The 18,593-nt window shown below is 66.1% G+C and carries 17 protein-coding genes and 1 pseudogene; 10 read left to right on the top strand and 8 right to left on the bottom strand.

The window, feature by feature from the left end; translation table 11 throughout:
- Positions 1–497 (top strand): transposase (locus tag LK542_RS16930; protein ID WP_227812785.1); only part of this gene is annotated, 497 nt, incomplete at its 5' end.
- Between the two features lie 68 nt (positions 498–565).
- Here LK542_RS16930 and LK542_RS16925 read toward each other — a convergent pair.
- A complete protein-coding gene (locus LK542_RS16925; RefSeq protein ID WP_227812784.1) occupies positions 566–1,642 on the bottom strand; it encodes a substrate-binding domain-containing protein in 1,077 nt (358 codons plus the stop codon).
- Positions 1,643–1,765: 123 nt separating this feature from the next.
- On the opposite strand from LK542_RS16925, the gene LK542_RS16920 reads away from it, so the two are divergent.
- From LK542_RS16920 to LK542_RS16895, 6 genes are all read left to right on the top strand, one after another.
- On the top strand, positions 1,766–3,406 hold the full coding sequence (locus LK542_RS16920) for an OFA family MFS transporter (protein ID WP_227799631.1): 1,641 nt from the start codon (positions 1,766–1,768) through the stop codon (positions 3,404–3,406).
- Between the two features lie 90 nt (positions 3,407–3,496).
- Positions 3,497–5,200, top strand: coding sequence for an NAD(P)H-dependent oxidoreductase subunit E (locus tag LK542_RS16915; RefSeq protein ID WP_227812783.1), 1,704 nt, complete (start codon positions 3,497–3,499; stop codon positions 5,198–5,200).
- A complete protein-coding gene (fdhF, locus tag LK542_RS16910; protein WP_227812782.1) occupies positions 5,197–7,998 on the top strand; it encodes a formate dehydrogenase subunit alpha in 2,802 nt (933 codons plus the stop codon). The genes LK542_RS16915 and fdhF overlap by 4 nt, the downstream gene beginning before the upstream one ends.
- Positions 7,995–8,864: a formate dehydrogenase accessory sulfurtransferase FdhD gene (locus tag LK542_RS16905; RefSeq protein WP_227812781.1), complete on the top strand. Its 870-nt coding sequence runs from the start codon at positions 7,995–7,997 to the stop codon at positions 8,862–8,864. Before fdhF ends, LK542_RS16905 begins: the two co-directional genes overlap by 4 nt.
- Position 8,865: 1 nt before the next feature.
- On the top strand, positions 8,866–9,567 hold the full coding sequence (locus tag LK542_RS16900; protein WP_227799627.1) for an ABC transporter permease: 702 nt from the start codon (positions 8,866–8,868) through the stop codon (positions 9,565–9,567).
- Positions 9,564–10,217, top strand: a complete 654-nt coding sequence (locus LK542_RS16895; RefSeq protein ID WP_227812780.1) for an ATP-binding cassette domain-containing protein — start codon at positions 9,564–9,566, stop codon at positions 10,215–10,217. The genes LK542_RS16900 and LK542_RS16895 overlap by 4 nt, the downstream gene beginning before the upstream one ends.
- A gap of 1 nt (position 10,218) precedes the next feature.
- Here LK542_RS16895 and LK542_RS16890 read toward each other — a convergent pair whose 3' ends face one another.
- On the bottom strand, positions 10,219–10,830 hold the full coding sequence (locus LK542_RS16890; protein ID WP_227812779.1) for a hypothetical protein: 612 nt from the start codon (positions 10,828–10,830) through the stop codon (positions 10,219–10,221).
- Positions 10,831–10,976: 146 nt separating this feature from the next.
- Here LK542_RS16890 and LK542_RS16885 point away from each other — a divergent pair, with 146 nt between their 5' ends.
- The gene (locus tag LK542_RS16885; protein ID WP_227812778.1) at positions 10,977–11,258 is read left to right on the top strand and encodes a hypothetical protein; all 282 of its coding nucleotides are present in this window, start codon (positions 10,977–10,979) and stop codon (positions 11,256–11,258) included.
- A gap of 6 nt (positions 11,259–11,264) precedes the next feature.
- Here the strand turns inward: LK542_RS16885 and LK542_RS16880 are convergent, their stop codons facing one another.
- Both LK542_RS16880 and LK542_RS16875 read right to left on the bottom strand, forming a co-directional pair.
- A complete protein-coding gene (locus LK542_RS16880) occupies positions 11,265–11,912 on the bottom strand; it encodes a DsbA family protein (protein WP_227812777.1) in 648 nt (215 codons plus the stop codon).
- 56 nt (positions 11,913–11,968) lie between these two features.
- Positions 11,969–13,477, bottom strand: coding sequence for a CYTH and CHAD domain-containing protein (locus LK542_RS16875; RefSeq protein WP_227812776.1), 1,509 nt, complete (start codon positions 13,475–13,477; stop codon positions 11,969–11,971).
- A 312-nt stretch (positions 13,478–13,789) separates the two neighbouring features.
- On the opposite strand from LK542_RS16875, the gene LK542_RS16870 reads away from it, so the two are divergent.
- Positions 13,790–14,578 carry an SDR family NAD(P)-dependent oxidoreductase gene (locus LK542_RS16870; RefSeq protein WP_227812775.1) on the top strand — a complete coding sequence of 263 codons (789 nt, stop codon included), beginning with the start codon at positions 13,790–13,792 and terminating at the stop codon, positions 14,576–14,578.
- A gap of 84 nt (positions 14,579–14,662) precedes the next feature.
- Positions 14,663–15,280 (top strand): nitroreductase family protein, encoded by a 618-nt coding sequence (locus tag LK542_RS16865; protein ID WP_227812774.1) that lies wholly within the window; start codon positions 14,663–14,665, stop codon positions 15,278–15,280.
- Between the two features lie 81 nt (positions 15,281–15,361).
- Here the strand turns inward: LK542_RS16865 and LK542_RS16860 are convergent, their stop codons facing one another.
- The 4 genes and pseudogenes from LK542_RS16860 to LK542_RS16845 all read right to left on the bottom strand — a co-directional run bounded on the left by LK542_RS16860 (position 15,362) and on the right by LK542_RS16845 (position 18,584).
- Positions 15,362–16,072 (bottom strand): substrate binding domain-containing protein, encoded by a 711-nt coding sequence (locus LK542_RS16860; RefSeq protein WP_227812792.1) that lies wholly within the window; start codon positions 16,070–16,072, stop codon positions 15,362–15,364.
- A gap of 12 nt (positions 16,073–16,084) precedes the next feature.
- A pseudogene (locus LK542_RS16855) lies at positions 16,085–16,261 on the bottom strand (LysR family transcriptional regulator); the annotation flags it as partial.
- Between the two features lie 51 nt (positions 16,262–16,312).
- A complete protein-coding gene (rng, locus tag LK542_RS16850) occupies positions 16,313–17,785 on the bottom strand; it encodes a ribonuclease G (RefSeq protein ID WP_227799616.1) in 1,473 nt (490 codons plus the stop codon).
- Between the two features lie 181 nt (positions 17,786–17,966).
- Positions 17,967–18,584, bottom strand: coding sequence for a nucleoside triphosphate pyrophosphatase (locus LK542_RS16845; RefSeq protein WP_227799615.1), 618 nt, complete (start codon positions 18,582–18,584; stop codon positions 17,967–17,969).
- Positions 18,585–18,593 lie beyond the last annotated feature (9 nt).

The raw sequence follows: 18,593 nt of genomic DNA, 5'->3' as shown, positions 1-18,593 counted from the left end.
TGAAGCTGGCCAGACTGCATGAGCGGATCGCCAACATCCGCCGTGACAGCCTGCATCAACTCAGCACCAGCATCGCGCGGCGCTTTCACACGATCGGTATCGAAGATCTTAACGTGAAAGGCATGATTGCCAATTCCCGCCTGGCGCGCGCCATCGCCGACATGGGTTTTTACGAACTGCGTCGCCAGCTGGAGTACAAGTCGGCATGGCGTGGTGGGCAGGTGGTCGTCGCCGACCGATGGTTCGCAAGCAGTCGCCTGTGCTCTTGCTGCGGCTACAAGCACGAAGCGCTCGGTTTGGGAACAAGGCAATGGACTTGCTCGTGCTGCAAGACGCAACACGACCGCGACATCAATGCGGCCATCAACCTTAAGAACATGGCGGTGAGTTCCACCGCCTCTGCCTGTGGAGGGGAAGGCGCTGGCCTTGGGCGTGAGTACAAGGCGAAACCGGCCCCGGTGAAGCAGGAATCCAACGGCAAAGCCTGCTCTGCATAACTTTGCGTAAGTTTGGAGGAACGGCCTGCTTTATACCGCTGCGCGCCCGCGGCTGCAAGTGGCGCGTTTCAGGCGCCCAGTTCGAAGGCCTCGGGGATCGTCACGATGTCGCCGGTGCCGCGGGCGTCGTAGCCGGGCAGGGCGTCCACCATCGCGTGGTAGGACGGCGTGCGCATCAGCTCGAGCAGCTGGCGCATGGCCGGTTCCTCGAGCGCTTCCTGGCGCACCGCGAAATAGTAGGTTTCCTTCAGCAGCAGCGTGAAGTCGAGCTTGAACTGGGCGGCCGCCGCGCGCATGCCGACGCCGGCGTCGGCCATGCCGCTGGCGATATAGGCCGCCACCGCGGAGTGGGTGAACTCGGCGCTGTTGAAGCCCTGGATCGCGTCAGGCGGCGGGCCGTCGGCGGCCAGCATCATCTCGAGCAGCATGCGGGTGCCGGAACCGGCCTGGCGGTTCACGAAGCGCACGCCGGGGCGCGCCAGGTCGGCCAGCGCGCGCAGGCCAAGCGGATTGCCGCGCGCCGTGATCAGGCCCTGTTCGCGGCCGGCCACGCGCACCAGGCAATGCTGGGCCGGGTCCAGCCAGCGCAGGTACCAGCTGGCCGTCTGCGCCTGGAAGCGCCCGCTCGGCACGTGGAAACCGGCCAGGTCGCATTCGCGCCGCGCCAGCGCCGTCACCGCGTCGGTGCTGGTGCGGTAGCGCGAATCGACGGGCAGCGCGTCGCGGTCGATGCAGCTCATCAGGGCAGCCACCGCGAAGCCGTGGCTGGCGTCCAGGCGCAGCGGACGCAGCGCGGCGCCGGTGACGCGCGCCAGCTCTACCTCCAGTTCCGAGGCCAGGCTTTGCAGGGTGGGCGACAGGCGCGCGGCGATGCGGCGGTCGGCCCACACCAGCTTTTGCGCCAGCGGCGTGAGGCCGGTGCCGCGTCCGCGCCCGGTCTGCAGCAGCTGCTGGCCGAACAGCTCCTCGGCCGCGCGCAGCAGGCCCCAGGCATAGCGATAGGACAGTCCGACCGACTTCGCGGCCTGGGCGATCGAGCCAGTATCCTGGATCGACAGCAGCAGGCCGAGCAGGTCGGCGGTGTCGAGCGGGCGTCCGCCCTTCAGGCTGATCTCCCAGTGCGGGCGGATGTGGATGTTGAGCATATGCTGAAAATAGCCTATTTCTTGGCGAAAAGCATCATGTTACTCTCGCTCAAAATAATAAAATTGACGAAATAATATGCTTTTTTAAGCATATTTAAACAGTTCTAAAAACAAGGAGGGGACATGGCTGTATTCAGTTTTCTGGACAAGGAACACACCATCGCAGGGCCCGGTTTCAACCGCTGGCTGGTGCCGCCGGCAGCGCTCGCGATCCACCTGTGCATCGGCATGGCCTACGGCTTCTCGGTGTTCTGGCTGCCGCTGTCGAAAGCGCTCGGCATCACCGAATCGATCAGCTGCCCGGCCGACATGGGACTGATGGCGCAGATCATGTCGACCACCTGCGACTGGAAGATCTCGATGCTGGGCTGGATGTACACGCTGTTCTTCGTCTTCCTGGGCCTGGCCGCCTGGCTGTTCGGCGGCTGGCTCGAGCACGCGGGTCCGCGCAAGGCAGGCCTGGTATCGGCGGTCTGCTGGTGCGGCGGCCTCGTGATCTCGGCGCTGGGCATCTACACCCACCAGATCTGGCTGATGTGGCTCGGCTCCGGCGTGATCGGCGGCATCGGCCTGGGCCTGGGCTATATCTCGCCAGTGTCGACCCTGATCAAGTGGTTCCCCGACCGCCGCGGCATGGCGACCGGCATGGCGATCATGGGCTTCGGCGGCGGCGCCATGATCGGCGCGCCGCTGGCCGACCGTTTGATGAAGTACTTCGCCACCCCGACCTCGGTTGGCGTCTGGGAAACCTTCCTGGCCCTGGCCGCGATCTACTTCGTGTTCATGGTGGCCGGCGCGCTGACCTACCGCGTGCCCGCTTCCGGCTGGAAGCCGGAAGGCTGGACCCCGCCGGCCAAGTCCAGCAGCACCATGGTCACGACGCGCCATGTGCACGCCAGCCGGGTCTGGGGTATTCCCCAGTTCTGGCTGATCTGGGGCGTGCTGTTCCTGAACGTCTCGGCCGGCATCGGCATCCTCGGCATGGCCTCGCCCCTGCTGCAGGAAGTGTTCGGCGGCCGCCTGATCGGCGTCGACGCCGGCTTCAACGACCTGGACGCCGCGCAGAAGGGCCAGATCGCCGCGATCGCGGCCGGTTTCACCGGCCTGCTCTCGCTGTTCAACATCGGCGGCCGTTTCGCCTGGGCCTCGTGCTCGGACTACATCGGCCGCAAAGCGACCTATTTCGTGTTCCTGATCCTCGGCTTCATCCTGTACGCGTCGATCCCGTCGATGGCGCACAACGGCCAGCTGGCACTGTTCGTCGCCTTCATCTGCATCATCCTGTCGATGTACGGCGGCGGCTTCGCCACCGTGCCGGCCTACCTGGCCGACCTGTTCGGCACCCAGATGGTGGGCGCGATCCACGGCCGCCTGCTCACGGCCTGGGCCGCCGCCGGCGTGCTCGGCCCGCTCCTGATCAACTACATCCGCGAGTACCAGATCGAGCACGGCGTGCCGAAGGCGCAGGCCTACGACGTCACCATGTACGTGCTGGCCGGCCTGGTGGTGGTGGGCATCGTGCTCAACGCGATGATCAAGCCGCTGGACGACAAATACTTCATGACCGAGGCCGAGCTGGCGGCCGAGAAGAAGCTGGCGCAGGAGCGCGACGTCGCCGCCGCGAGCGGTACCCGCAGCGGCGGCACTGGCGCCGTCGCGACCGTCAACCCGGCCGTGACCGCGTTCGCCTGGGCTTCGGTGGGGATTCCGCTGCTGTTCGGGATCTGGGTCACGCTGCAGAAAGCGGCGGTGCTGTTCAAGTAAGCCGCCCCGGCGCGCGGCCGCTTGAGCCGGCCGCGCGTTCCACTATCATGTGAATATCCGCACCTCGTTTCATCACGGACCATCGCCATCATGAACCATCCCATCATTCCCATCGCCGTCGCCGGTGCCAGCCGCCAGCGCAAGCGCGAAGCGCCCAAGGGCCGCCGCGTCGACCCGCAGGCGCTGGCCGAGGTCCAGGCCCTGCTGGGCGAAGCGTCGCGCCAGCGCGACCTGCTCATCGAGCACCTGCACAAGATCCAGGACCGTTTCGGCTGCCTGGCCAGCCGCCACCTGGCGGCGCTGGCGCAGGAGATGCGCCTGGCCCAGGCCGAGGTCTACGAGGTCGCCAGCTTCTACCACCATTTCGACCTGGTGAAGGAGGACGAGGAAGCGCCGGCGGCGCTGACGGTGCGCGTCTGCGCCGGCCTGTCCTGCGAAATGGCCGGTGCGCGCGACCTGCTGGGCAGGCTGCCGGCATTGCTGGGGCGCGAAGTGCGGGTGCTCGAAGCGCCCTGCGTCGGCCGCTGCGAGCAGGCGCCGGTAGCGGTGGTGGGCCAGCGCGCCGTGCCCCAGGCCAGTGCCGAGAAGGTGCTGGCCAAGGTCAGCGCCGGCGAGACGTTCGAGCCCGTCGGCGACTACGCCGATTACGCGGCTTACCGCGCGGCCGGAGGCTACGCGCTCCTGCAAGCCTGCGTGGCCGGCGAGCACGAGGTCGAACAGGTGATCGGGACGCTGGAAGCCTCGGGCCTGCGCGGCCTGGGCGGCGCCGGCTTCCCGCTCGGGCGCAAATGGCGCATCGTGCGCGCCGAGCAGGGGCCGCGCCTGATGGCCATCAACATCGACGAAGGGGAGCCGGGCACCTTCAAGGACCGCGTCTACCTCGAACGCGACCCGCACCGCTTCCTGGAAGGCGCCCTGATCGCCGCCTGGGCGGTCGGCATCGAAGCCATCTACATCTACCTGCGCGACGAATACCACGGCTGCCGCGCCATGCTGGAGGCCGAGCTGGACAAGCTGCGCGCCGACCCTCCGGTGCAGGGCATGCCGCCGATTATCCTGCGCCGCGGCGCCGGCGCCTATATCTGCGGCGAAGAGTCCGCGATGATCGAATCGATCGAAGGCAAGCGCGGCATGCCGCGCCTGCGTCCGCCCTATGTGGCCCAGGTCGGCCTGTTCGGCCGTCCGACGCTGGAACACAATTTCGAATCGCTCCATTGGGTGCGCGAGATCCTCGAACGCGGCGCCGACTGGTTCGCGGGGCATGGGCGCAAGGGCCGGCGCGGCCTGCGTTCGTTCTCGGTCTCGGGCCGGGTGCGCGAGCCGGGCGTGAAGCTGGCGCCAGCCGGCATCACGATCACGGAACTCATCGAGGAATATTGCGGCGGCATGCAGGACGGTCACCGTTTCTACGCCTATCTGCCGGGCGGCGCCTCGGGCGGCATCCTGCCTGCTTTGCTGGGCGACATCCCGCTCGATTTCGACACCCTGCAGCCCTACGGCTGCTTCATCGGCTCGGCCGCGGTGGTGGTGCTGTCGCACCAGGACAGCGCCGTCGCGGCCGCGCGCAATACCCTCGCCTTCTTCAAGGACGAATCCTGCGGCCAGTGCACGCCCTGCCGCAACGGCACCGCCAAGGCGCTCGACCTGATCAAGCAGCCGCAGTGGGACACGGGCCTCTTGGGCGAGCTGTCGCAGGTGATGCGCGACGCCTCGATCTGCGGCCTGGGCCAGGCGGCGCCGAACCCCTTCGATTGCGTCATCAAATACTTCCCGCACGAGCTGAGCCAATCATGAACGCGCCCACCCCAACCGTCACCATTGAACTCAACGGCCGCAGCGTCCAGGCGCTGCCGCACGAGACCCTGATCGAGGTCGCCGCGCGCGAAGGCATCGAGGTGCCGCGCCTGTGCTACAAGGAAGGCATGGACGCAGTCGGCAACTGCCGCTCCTGCATGGTCGAAATCGACGGTGAGCGCGTGCTGGCGCCGTCCTGCTGCCGTCATCCCTCCGCCGGCATGAAGGTCACGACCGACAGCCCGCGTGCCCTGGCGGCGCAGAAGATGGTGCTGGAACTGCTCCAGGCCGACATGCCCGAGGCGGAGTACACCCGCAGGAACGAAGTCGACCTGTGGGCGGAAAAGCTCGGCGTCGGCAAGCCGCGCTTCGTGCCGACCCGGCGCCAGCCCGCCGCGGACCGCAGCCACGCCGCGATCACCGTCAACCTGGACGCCTGCATCCAGTGCACGCGCTGCGTGCGCGCCTGCCGCGACGAGCAGGTCAACGACGTGATCGGCCTGGCCTTCCGCGGCCAGGACACCAAGATCGTGTTCGACCAGGACGACCCGATGGGGAACTCCACCTGCGTGGCCTGCGGTGAGTGTGTGCAGGCCTGCCCGACCGGCGCCCTGATGCCGGCGCGCGAAGTGGCACTGGACATCCCCGACAAGCAGGTCGACTCGGTCTGCCCGTATTGCGGCGTCGGCTGCCAGCTGACCTACAAGGTCAAGGACAACAAGATCCTCTACGTCGAGGGGCGGCAGGGGCCGGCCAACCTGGGCCGCCTGTGCGTGAAAGGCCGCTACGGCCTCGATTATGCGCATCATCCGCACCGCCTCACCAGGCCGCTGATCCGCCGTGAGGGCGTGCCCAAGAGCGGCGACTTCACGATGGACCCCGACCGGGTGCATGAAGTGTTCCGCGAGGCCAGCTGGGAAGAGGCCCTGGCCCTTGCTGGCGGCCGGCTGGCGCAGATCCGCGCCCAGCACGGCGGCGCGGCGCTGGCCGGCTTCGGCTCGGCCAAGGGCAGCAACGAGGAAGCCTACCTGTTCCAGAAGCTGGTGCGCACCGGCTTCGGCACCAATAACGTCGACCATTGCACGCGCCTGTGCCACGCCTCCTCGGTCTCGGCCCTGCTGGAAGGCATCGGTTCGGGCGCGGTTTCGAATCCGGTGATGGACGTGACCCGGGCCGACGTGGTGATCGTCATCGGCGCCAACCCGACCGTGAACCACCCGGTGGCCGCCACCTGGATCAAGAACGCGGTGAAGACGGGCACCAGGCTGGTCGTGCTCGATCCGCGCCGCTCCGACCTGGCGCGCCACGCGCACCGCTACCTGCAGTTCAAGCCCGACACCGACGTGGCCCTGCTCAACGCGATGATGCACGTGATCGTCACCGAGGGCCTGGTCGACCGTGACTTCATCGCCAGCCGCACCATCGGCTATGCCGAGCTGCAGGCCAACGTGGCCGAGTACAGCCCGGAAGCGATGGCGCCGATCTGCGGCATCGACGCCGAGACGATCCGTTACGTGGCGCGCCTGTATGCCACCTCGAAAGGATCGATGATCCTGTGGGGCATGGGCGTGTCGCAGCACGTGCACGGAACCGACAATGCGCGCTGCCTGATCGCGCTGTCCCTGATGACGGGCCAGATCGGCCGCCCCGGCACCGGCCTGCATCCGCTGCGCGGCCAGAACAATGTGCAGGGCGCGTCGGACGCCGGCCTGATCCCGATGATGCTGCCGGACTACCAGCGCGTCGACAATCCGGCCGCGCGCGCGCGCTTCGAAAAGGCCTGGGGCGCGACCCTGGACCCGAAGCCGGGCCTGACCGTGGTCGAAATCATGGACGCGATCGACGCCGGCCAGGTGCGGGGCATGTACATCATGGGCGAGAACCCGGCCATGTCCGACCCCGACGCCAACCATGCGCGCGCCGCGCTGGCCGCACTGGAGCACCTGGTGGTGCAGGATATCTTCCTGACTGAGACCGCCTACCTGGCCGACGTGATTCTGCCGGCATCGAGCTTCCCGGAGAAGACCGGCACCTTCACCAACACCGACCGCCTGGTGCAGCTGGGCCGCCAGGCGATCGACCCGCCGGGCGAAGCGAAGCAGGACTTGTGGATCATCCAGCAGATGGCCCAGCGCCTCGGCCTGGACTGGCACTACGGCAGCGTGGCCGAGGTGTTCGACGAGATGCGCCACATGATGCCCAGCATCGGCGGCATCACCTGGGAGCGGCTGGAGCGCAACGGCGCCGTGGTCTACCCCTGCATGAACGAAGGCGACACCGGCCAGCCGGTGGTGTTCACCGAACTGTTCCCGCGCGAAGGGGGCAGGGCGCGCTTCGTCCCGGCCGACATCATTCCGGCTGCCGAACGCCCCGATGCCGACTATCCCATGGTCCTGATCACCGGCCGCCAGCTCGAGCACTGGCATACCGGCAGCATGACCCGGCGCGCCGCCGTGCTGGATGCGATCGAGCCCGATCCGGTGGCCCTGGTGCACCCGCTCGACCTCGAGCGCCTGGGCGTGAAGCCGGGCGAGGCCATCACGATCAGCTCGCGCCGCGGCGAAGTGGTGCTGTACGCACGCGCCGACGACAGCTCGCCGGTGGGGGCGATCTTCGTGCCCTTCTGTTATTACGAGGCGGCGATCAACCGCCTGACGAATGCGGCGCTCGACCCCTTCGGCAAGATCCCGGAGTTCAAGTATTGCGCGATCAAGGTGAGCCCGGGCGGCGAGGTGGCCGCACAGGGCAGCTACGGTGGCGGCCAAATCCTGAAAGGCATGGCACAATCGGCAACATGAACTGTCCCGACCTGCCACGCTACCGTCCGGCGCTTTCTGATGCGCGCGCGCCCCTCACGCACGAGGTGGGTGCGCTGGACGAGCGCGGCCGCGCGTCCACCATCGCGATCCCCGCCGAGCGCCCGCTCACGGTCTACGTCGACAAGCGCGAGATCGTCACCCTGATGACCCTGGGCGGTGCGCCCGAGGCCCTGACCCTGGGTTACCTGCGCAACCAGCGCCTGGTGCGCTCGATCGAGGACATCGTCTCGATCCAGGTCGACTGGGCGGTCGACGCGGTGGCGGTCGTCACCCGCCACGGCATTCTAGATGTCGAGGAGCGCACCGCGAAGAAGGTCGTGACCACCGGCTGCGGCCAGGGCTCGGTGTTCGGCGGCCTGATGGACGAGGTGGATCAGATCGTGCTGCCCAAGGATGCGCGCCTGCCGCAGTCGGTCGTGTACCGCATCGTCGAGCTGATTCGCACCCAGCAGTCGGTGTACAAGCAGGCCGGCTCGGTGCACGGCTGCGCGCTGTTCTCGCACGAGGGCGAGCTGCTGTATTTCGTGGAAGACGTCGGCCGCCACAACGCGGTGGACGCCATTGCCGGCCTGATGTGGCTCGATGGCCTGGAGGGCGGCGACAAGGTGTTCTACACCACCGGGCGCCTGACCTCGGAGATGGTGATCAAGGGCGCGCAGATGGGCATTCCCTTCCTGCTGTCGCGCTCCGGCACCACCCAGATGGGCCACATGGTGGCGGAAAAAGTCGGCATGTCGCTGCTGGCGCGCTGCTCGGGCAAGCACTTCCTGCTGCTGGCCGGGCACGAGCGGCTGGTGTTCGAGCCCGACCTGCTGGAACCATTGAACGCCCCACGGATGGCCTGACGTGCTGGACGCCACCGCGCACGCATTCGCGCTGCTGTTTTCCGGCGACGCGGCCTTGTGGCACATCGTCTGGGTCTCGCTCAAGACCAGCGTGCTCGGCCTGCTGCTGGCGGCCCCGCCCGCGATCCTGCTCGGCTACGCCATCGCCATGCACCGCTTCCCGGGACGGCGCCTGGCCATCTGGCTGGCCCAGGCGGCGCTGTCGCTGCCGACAGTCCTGATCGGCCTGCTGCTCTACCTGCTGCTGTCGCGCCGCGGTCCGCTGGGCGAACTCGAATGGCTGTTCTCGCAGCAGGGCGTGATCCTGGGCCAGATGGTGATCGGGCTGCCGGTGCTGCTCGCCTTTACGCTGGCTGCGGTGCAGGCGGCCGACCCGCGCTACGCCGAGACCGCCGTATCGCTGGGCGCCTCGCGCTGGCGCGTGATGTGGACCGTCCTGCACGAGGCGCGTTACGGCGTGATGGCGGCCGTGATCAGCGGCTTCGGCCGGGTGATCTCGGAAGTCGGCTGCGCGCTGATGGTGGGCGGGAACATCGAAGGACAGACCCGCACCATCACCACCGCCATCGCGCTGGAGACCAGCAAGGGCGAGTTCGCGCAGGGAATCGCGCTGGGCATCGTGCTGGTGTCGCTGGCGCTCCTGATGAATGGCGCGCTGGTGCTGCTGCAGGGCGAAGCCCACACGGCGGGAGGCCGCTGGTGAAGCCCTTGCTCAGCGTGCAGGGGATGCGCAAGCGCCACGGCGAGCGCCTGCTGTTCGAGATCGAGCGGCTCGATATCGCTGCGGCCAGCGCCTATGTGCTGACCGGCGTGAACGGGGCAGGGAAGTCGACCCTGCTGCGCATGCTGGCGGGCCTGGAACGCTGCGAGGCCTGCACCGTGGAGTTCGAGGGGCGCGGCGTGCCGCTGTACCCGTATCCCCAGGCGCTGCGGCGCGCCATCGGCTTCGTGCACCAGCACCCGATCCTGTTCTCGACCAGCGTCGCCCACAACATCGCCTATGGCCTGCTGGCGCGCGGCGAGAACCGGCGCGCGGTTGCGCCGGTGGTCGAGGAAGCCATGGAATGGGCCGGCGTGGCGCACCTGCGCGATACCGATCCGTCTCGCCTGTCGGGCGGCGAGAAGCAGCGCGTGGCGCTGGCGCGCGCCCGCGTGCTGCAACCGCGCCTGCTGCTGCTGGACGAGCCGACCGCCAACCTGGATGGACCGGCGCGCGAACAGGTGATTGCCCTGATTCCCACCTTGCTCGATCGCGGCGGCAGCGTGGTGATGGCCTGCCACGACCGCGACCTGATCGGCCTGCCCGGCATCCAGCGCCTCAAGCTGCGCGACGGGCGGCTCGAGCTTCGCTGATTCAGAACTGGCGGGCGGCGGCCCCTGCGGCGGCGCGGAAGCCTTCCCACAGCATGTCGAGATCGGCGCGCAGGGCCTGCAGGCGCGGCGAGGCCTCTTGCGGCGGGGTGTCCATGAACAGCGAAAAGTCGTCCGCGCGCCCGAGCAGGGCGTCCAGGTCGGCGCGCAGGGCGTCGAGCTCCTCGCGGATGCTGTCCGAGTTGCGAAGGGCAGAGCTGCCGCCATCGAACAGGTGGCGGAACTCGTCGTGAAATTCTTCCGGGAGCTCGCCCAGCGCGCGGATCTTGCTGTTGGCGATGTTGCGCTCGAGGACCATGCGCAGGAAGCTGTCGCCGTCGAAGTCGCCGTTGTGGCGGGGGATCCAGCCCAGTTCCGTGTAGCAGCCGTGCACCCGGTCCAGGCAGGCCTCGATGCCGGCCAGGGTGGCAAGCGCGGGGCCGATACCGGTCTCCGACGTCCCAGTCAGCTGCCGGATCGCGTTGGCGGCGGCCCCGGCGGCGGACCAGTGGTCGAAGTACTCGGCCAGCTGCCCGTTGCGCTTCTGGACGGCAGCCCGGAGCGTGTCCTTGAAACCGGGCGTGTGGGCCGGCAGGTCCGCGAGTTGTTCGTGCATCCCTTTATCTCCCTGACTGATTGTGGAGGCATACCGGCCTCGCATCAGAATATTGTATACAGGAAATTGAAGGAAGGGTAAGTCTGAGCTCAGACCCGCTCAAGGTCTGTGCGGCGCAGTCTGTTTCACATTAAGATGCGAAGACTATGAACAATCAATTGACGGCAGTGATCCTGGGTGACGAAACCATTCTGTTCGACGGGCGCACGCTTGTCGGGAAGGATGAGATCGCCAATGCTTTGGAGCTGGCCCTGGAACAAGATCCGAACTTCGTGCTAGTCATCGGATCGAAACCGACTGAGCACTTCAAAGGGATCGGCACCCTCATCTACGCAAGCCAAAGCGTCGGGGTACCAGTGGAGAGCCTGCGATGGACCTTGGACAACGGTGACGTAGTGAGCTTTGACGAGTTGAAGTCCCGGCACTGAGACGTTCTAGGTTGCCTGGCGGGCCGCTTCGTCCAGCGCCTGCCTGAGCGCGGACGCCATCGTCTCGTAAGGCACGGCGCCGCGCACCCCGAAGGCCCGTTCCCAGCCGGCGCCTGCCGGGCGGAACACCATGATCGGCACCCCGGCCACACCCAGTGAATAGGCCAGCTGCTGGTCCTCGTGCACGGCCGCGGTATGGCGCCCGCTCGCGAGTGCTTCGACCAGGCCCTGCCGTTCGAGCCCGATCTCAACGCCGATTTCGGCCAGCACGTCCGGATTTCCGATGTCGCGCCCATCCACGAAGAAGGCGCGGAACAGGGCTGCGTGCATGGCGTCAAAACGCCCGAGTTCGCGCGCGTGGGCGACGGCCTCGAAGGCCAGGCGGCTGCGCGGCTGCACCGGTGGCAGCTTCAGCGTCATACCGCGCTCGGCCGCCATCGGATACACCGAGCGGTTCCAGGTGGTGTGCAGGTATTCGCCATCCGGGTCGAGCGTCGGCTTGGGGTCGGGACGCAGTTCGAAGGCGCGCCAGACCACCTCGACCTGCCCGGCATGCTCCTGCTGCAGGCGCTGGATGGGCGGCAGCTCGAGGTAGCAGAACGGGCAAACGTAATCGCTCCAGATGTCGATGCGGACGGGGGCAGTGGTATTCATCGCCCCATGCTACACGGTGGGCGTAGGGCGCCGCGCGCCATACGTCCGTCCGCAATTCAGGCGAGCCTGAGACGCGCCACCTTGCCGAGCGCCTCGCGCAGGCCGTGGGCGCCGGCGTCCGCGCTGCCGGCCACCCAGCCGCGCGCATAGCCGCCGTCGTGGGCGTGGCCGCCGTTCTCCAGCACCGGCAGCAGCCTGCCTGCCACCGCCAGGTCGTTGAGGTGGCCGAGCCGGTCCTGCAGCTGGGACAGGCACTTGATGTAGGCCTTGACCTCCTTCTCGGGCAGTAGGTCGCGGAAGAACTCGGCCGCATAGCGCGCCTTCTTGGCCGCGATGCGCACCCGGTGACGGGCCGGTGCATCGTTCTCGTCGAGCGCCTCGATGCGCTTGCGCAGGCGCTTCTGCGCCTTGCGCACGAGCGGCACCAGGCCGTCGAGCGCGTGCTGGTGCAGCGGGTCGTCCTTCGCCAGGCCGGACGCCGGGCGCCACTGGCGGCCGCGCAGCCAGCCGTTCATGCGCAGCATGAGGTGGGTGTAGCGCGGCGAATGCAGGGTCGGCAGCATATTGCGGTGCAGGTTGCGGGCGTGCTCCCTGGCCGCAGCCTGCAGCGCTTCGGTGTGGATGCCCTTGACCGCGGGCAGGGTGCTGTCGGCCAGCACATCCCAGTCGCGCGTCGCGCCCAGTTCGCCGGACAGCCAGTCGAGCTCTTCCTGGAGCTCGGGCGGCAGGGGCGTCAGGTCGCGGAACATGTCGAGCAGGGCGCGCAGGCGGCGCAGGCCGACCCGCATCTGGTGCAGGCTCTCCACGCTGCGCGCCAGCACACCGGGCACGTTGGATTCGATCTGCGCCATGCAGTTCAGCCCGATGCATTGCAGCGCTTCCTCCATGCGCATCTTGCGCCCCAGGCGTACCGGCGTGGCCTTGACCGGGGCCGGGACTTCGTCCTGCAGCAGGGCGTAGCCGCGCGCGGCCTTGGAATCGTTGGCCACTTCCAGCGGAATGTCTTCGTGCAGGGCCAGCGCCAGCTCGAACAGCCGGGTGGGATTACCGTGCTTGAGTTCCAGTTCCAGTTCGCCGATCTCGGCATTGCGGCCATTGCCGCTGGCATCGATGCTGCCGCTGTCGAGCGCGCACTCGACCAACTGGCCGCCAGGCAGGGCGATGTCCCAGGTGGTGCGGTGGGTGGTGTTGGTGAATACCGGCTGCAGCTGGCCGACGATCGCGGGCGAACGCAGGAGCTCGCGCAGGCGCTGCGGTTTGATTTGGCGCGACAGGTCGGCCGGATCGGGCTGCGGGCCCTCCAGCGGCGATTCCCATTCGCCGCGCTCGTGCAACACGGGCGAGCCGGCGGATGCCGTCTTGACGGTCTGGATCCAGGCTTCGCCGTCGCGCCGCACGCGTAGCGTCAGGCCGCCGCGCCATAGGTCAAGTTCCGGGGTGTCGTAATAGGTGTCGAGAAGTTCGTGCTCGCGCGGCGCTGCGGTCGACAGTTCGGCGAGCAGGGGATGCTCGCGCATGCGCGCCACGTCGGCGGTCGCGAGCTTCAGTTTGAGTTCGGTTTCCATCGGATGTCCTGGCAAATGTCTGTTGAGCCCATCATACGCGGGCCCTGCCGGACAGCCGCCCGATTGTTACACCGGGGTGACATCGTAATACTCGCGCAGCCTAGTGCCATTGCTGAAACGCACGAGGATGGGCAGGGCGTCATGCAGATCCTCAGTCCAAGCTGGCCCATCTTTCGACAAGCTCAAAAAATGATTTTCAAGCGGGCTGGATTATCAAGCGCAGCGGCTCTGCATAGAATTGAAACCTCGTAATTCGACGCCAATCAGGCAATGAAACGCGAAACGAAGCAATTAATATCGAGGACAAGGAAAATGGAAATCGAATTCATCAACCGAAAAGTACTGGTGACCGGCTCCACCAGCGGCATTGGCTTTGCTGCCGCCCGAGGTTTCCTGGCTGCTGGAGCGGAAGTGGTCATCAATGGCAGGAGCCAGGCTAGCGTCGCATCGGCGCTCGAACGGCTGCAAGGGCTTCGAGCAAAAGCTAGTGGCTTTGCAGGAGACATGTCTGTCGAATCCGATGTATCCGCACTATTCGAGGCGCATCCGCATTTCGATATTGTCGTCAACAATGTCGGAATATATGGTCTCAATGATTTCTTTGAAACGGATGACGCGGAATGGAATCATTATTTCCAGACAAATGTCATGTCCGGTGTGCGCTTGGCACGACATTACGCTCAGAAGATGGTTTCGCAAGGGTGGGGCCGGATCGTTTTCATCTCATCTGAATCGGCCATTAATATTCCCGCCGACATGATCCATTATGGCTTCACCAAGACAGCGCAACTGGCCGTGTCGCGCGGGCTCGCCAAGCGTCTGGCGGGAACCGGCGTGACGGTCAACGCGGTCTTGCCGGGGCCGACCCTGTCGGAGGGCGTCGCTGATCTCCTCAGGCCGGACGCTGAAAAGACCGGCACGAGTATCGATGATGTCGCGGCCAACTTCATCGCCAATCATCGCAGCTCCTCCATCATCCGCAGGCCGGCGACCGTCGACGAAGTTGCGAACATGATTCTCTACATTAGTTCGGCGCATGCCTCGGCCACTACCGGCAGCGCACTCAGGGTCGATGGCGGGGTGGTGGAGAACATTCTCTAGAACCAGCGTCTCCCTTTCCACGCCTCTCCTGATTTCCGCGTACCCGACCGCGAGCGACGACTCGCCAACTTCCGAAAGATAACCATGGCTACCTTTTCCACCCCAATCATCGAACAGCGCAGCACGACAAATCTCTTCGACGCAACCCGCAGCATCAGCGACGAGCAGATTCACGACCTGATCAAGCTCGCCACAACCGCGCCCACTTCCTTCAACCTGCAAAACTGGCGATTCATCGCCGTGCGGACTCACGAAGCGAAAGCCAGGCTGCGTGCGATCGGCTGGGATCAGGCGAAGATCACCGAAGCCGCGGTGACCTTCATCGTCGTCGGGCAACTGGCCGATCACCGCACGATTCCTGCACGCCTGGCTCCCGTTGTCGAGGCGGGCATCATGCCGGCCAACATGGTGCCAGGCTGGGAAGGCGCCGCTAAAATGCTCTACGACGGCAAGCCGCAAGTCCAGCGCGACGAGGCGGTTCGCAGCGCGACTTTTGGCGCGACTACGCTGATCCACGCGGCACAGGCGGCCGGTCTTGGCTCCGCACCCATGATCGGTTTCGATGCGCCCGCCGTGGCACGGGAATTCGGACTCGGTGAGAATGAGATCCCGGTGATGTTGCTGGCGGTCGGTTATGCACTTCCGGGCAATTGGCCACGCAAGCCGCGCCGTCCTCTTCCCGAGGTGCTGGAACTGATCTGAATAAACGCTACCCCGCATACTCGAGGACGTGCGGGGCAGTTTTCCTGCTCGGACCTCGAGAATGTGCGGCAACGCAAACAGTTACTGGCCAGGCTTTCGTTTGTCCGCGAGAACATCCGACAAGAACTGAACGAGCGCAGCAACACGTCGGCTTTGTGGGGGGCCGGAGTAGACGGCATACAGGTCGACGGGCCCTGCAGAGAACTCGCCCAGCACCCCCTCGAGCGCGCCGCTTGCCAACTCTTCCTGAATGTCTTGCTGATTCTTGAAAATGACACCAGCTCCCTGGGTCGCCCATTCACGTAGCACGGCACCATCGCTTGCCTGTCGATCACCCCGCACTTTTATCGCGAAGTGCCGGTCGCTGTCACGGAATCCCCAGGTCGACAGCGGAGCACCAGGCCGGGCGAGGATCATGCAATTATGCTGCAGCAGATCATTCGGATGATCAGGACGTCCGTGGCGCTTCCAATAGCTGGGCGCCGCACAGACGACGCGCTTTCCGCGCCATAGCATGCGCGCCTGCAGGCTGGAATCCTCCAATGGCCCATATCGCAGGGCGAGATCGATCTGCCCATCAATGAGATTCACGGTGTTATCGCTCAAGAACAGACTGATGTGAACTTTGGGATGCTTGTCCTGGAATGCGTCAAGGATGGCACGCAATTGGGAGCGTCCGAAGTCATTCGTTGCGGTGACGCCTATCGGGCCCGTCAGTTCATCATCCTGGCGGATGCTTTGCAAGGCGGTGTCCCAATCCGTCAGGATCCGCTTCGCCTCCACCAGCAGCATCTCACCCTCATGCGTAAACGCGAGCCGTCGTGTGGATCGCGTTACGAGACGAGCTCCGAACACCTGCTCGAGCTGGTTGACTGCCAGGGTTACTGTCGACGTAGCAACCTGCCTTTGCCGCGCCACGGCGGAAAAGCTACCCTTTTCGGACACGTCGAGGAAGAACCGGAGAGCGTCTAGATGATCCATAACAGTACGGTGCAGTCAAACCAGAACTGGATACAACTTACCGATTCACGCTTACATGAGAATCACGTCGTACTGTTCCTGGTGGTAACCCTTCTCCACCTGCAGCGAAATCCGCTTGCCGATGAAGTCGCCCAGCATGGCCAGGTGCTGCGATTCTTCTTCCAGGAACAGGTCGATGACTTCCTGCGACGCGACGATGCGGAATTCGCGCGGGTTGAACTGCTTGGCTTCGCGCAGCAGTTCGCGCAGGATCTCGTAGCAGATCGTGCGCGAGGTTTTGACTTGTCCCTTGCCGCTGCAGGCGGGGCAGGGCTCGCACAAGATGTGGGCCAGCGATTCGCGCGTGCGCTTGCGGGTCATCTCGACCAGGCCGAGGGCCGAGAAGCCGCTCACCGAGACCTTGGTGCGGTCGCGCGCCAGGGTCTTCTTGAGTTCCGCAAGCACGGCGTTGCGGTGCTCGTTGTTCTCCATGTCGATGAAGTCGAGGATGATGATGCCGCCCAGGTTGCGCAGGCGCAGCTGGCGCGCGATCGCGTGCGCGGCTTCCAGGTTGGTCTTGAAGATGGTGTCGGCGAAGTTGCGTCCGCCGACGTAGCCGCCGGTGTTGACGTCGATGGTCGTCATCGCCTCGGTCTGGTCGACGATCAGGTAGCCGCCGCTCTTCAGGTCCACGCGCCGGCCCAGCGCGCGCAGGATCTCTTCCTCGACGCCGTACAGGTCGAACAGCGGGCGCTCGCCGGTGTAGTGGGTCAGGCGCGACAGCACGCTCGGGGTGTAGACCTGCGCGAACTCGACCAGCATATTGTAGTTCTCGCGCGAGTCGACCTGGATGGTCGCGGTCTCGTCGGTGACGAAGTCGCGCAGCACGCGCTGGGCCAGGTTCAGGTCCTGGTAGAGCAGGGAAGTGGGCGGGCGGGTACGCGCGCCCTGCTGGATCGCGGCCCAGGTCTTGCGCAGGTAGTCGACGTCGGCGGCCAGGTCGGCGTCCGAGGCTTCCTCGGCCTGGGTGCGCACGATGTAGCCGCCCTTTTCTTCCTTCGGCAGCAGGTTCGTCAGGCGGGTGCGCAGGTGTTCGCGGTCGGCTTCCTTCTCGATCTTCTGCGAGATGCCGATGTGCTGGTCCTGGGGCAGGTAGACCAGCATGCGGCCGGCGATCGAGATCTGGGTCGACAGGCGCGCGCCCTTGGTGCCGATCGGGTCCTTGATCACCTGCACGGTCAGCACCTGGCCGTCGAACAGCAGCTTTTCGATGGGGGTGGGGGCGGCCAGGGCGCCGTTCGGGCCTTCGTGGTTGCGCGCTTCCCAGATATCGGCCACGTGCAGGAAGGCCGCGCGCTCCAGGCCGATGTCGATGAAGGCCGATTGCATGCCCGGCAGGACGCGCACGACCTTGCCGAGATAGACGTTCCCCGCCAACCCGCGCGTGAGGGTGCGCTCGATGTGCAGTTCCTGCACAGCGCCCTGCAGGATCAGCGCCACGCGCGTTTCCTGCGGGGTGATGTTGATGAGGATGTCTTCGTTCATGGCAACCGTGCGATATTGTTCAGGGTGCCATGATACACGGGCGGATGGATCCGGGGATGGTGGAAAGCCGGTTTCCGTAGGGTGGCGGCTTGTCCGCCCACGCGGTGATCGTTCGCTGCGAGATCATCCGGCACGAAACCGCGGCCCCCGACAATCACCGCGTGGGCGGAATCCGCCCACCCTACACGTTATACCCAGCTTTACGGAGGAGAGTCGCGGTCTCGAACAGCGGCAGCCCCATGATCCCCGAATGGCTGCCCTCGATGTGCTCGACGAACAGCGCCGCCAGGCCCTGGATGCCGTAGCCGCCGGCCTTGTCGTAGGGCTCCGTCGTGGTGCAGTAGGCGCGGATCTGGGCCGGGGTCAGCTTGGCGAAGCGCACCGTCGACACCTGGGTGATCTGTTCGGCGATGCGTTCCGAATGCACCGCCACCGAGGTCAGCACCTCGTGCGTGCGTCCGGACAGGCGCTCCAGCATGGCGACCGCCTCGGCATTGTCGGTCGGCTTGCCGAGGATTTCGCCGTCGATGGTGACGGTGGTGTCGGCGGTCAGGACCGGGCGCAGCGGCTGGCGGCGCACCTGCAGCAGGTTCCAGGCGAATGCGCCTTTCTCCTTCGCGACCCTGGCCACGTAGTCACGCGGGTCTTCGCCCGTCAGCACGTCTTCGCTGACGTCGGCGCCGCGTGTCGGGTCGCTGCGCAGCATCAGCAGTTCGAATTCCACGCCGACCTGGCGCAGCAGTTCGCGCCTGCGTGGGCTTTTCGAGGCGAGGTAGATTTTCTTGTCGGTGAGTTTCATGGTGGGCGC

The sequence above is a fragment of the Massilia sp. IC2-477 genome (assembly GCF_020707265.1).
GTDB lineage: Bacteria > Pseudomonadota > Gammaproteobacteria > Burkholderiales > Burkholderiaceae_D > Telluria.
This window is presented reverse-complemented; position numbering and strand designations above follow the sequence as displayed.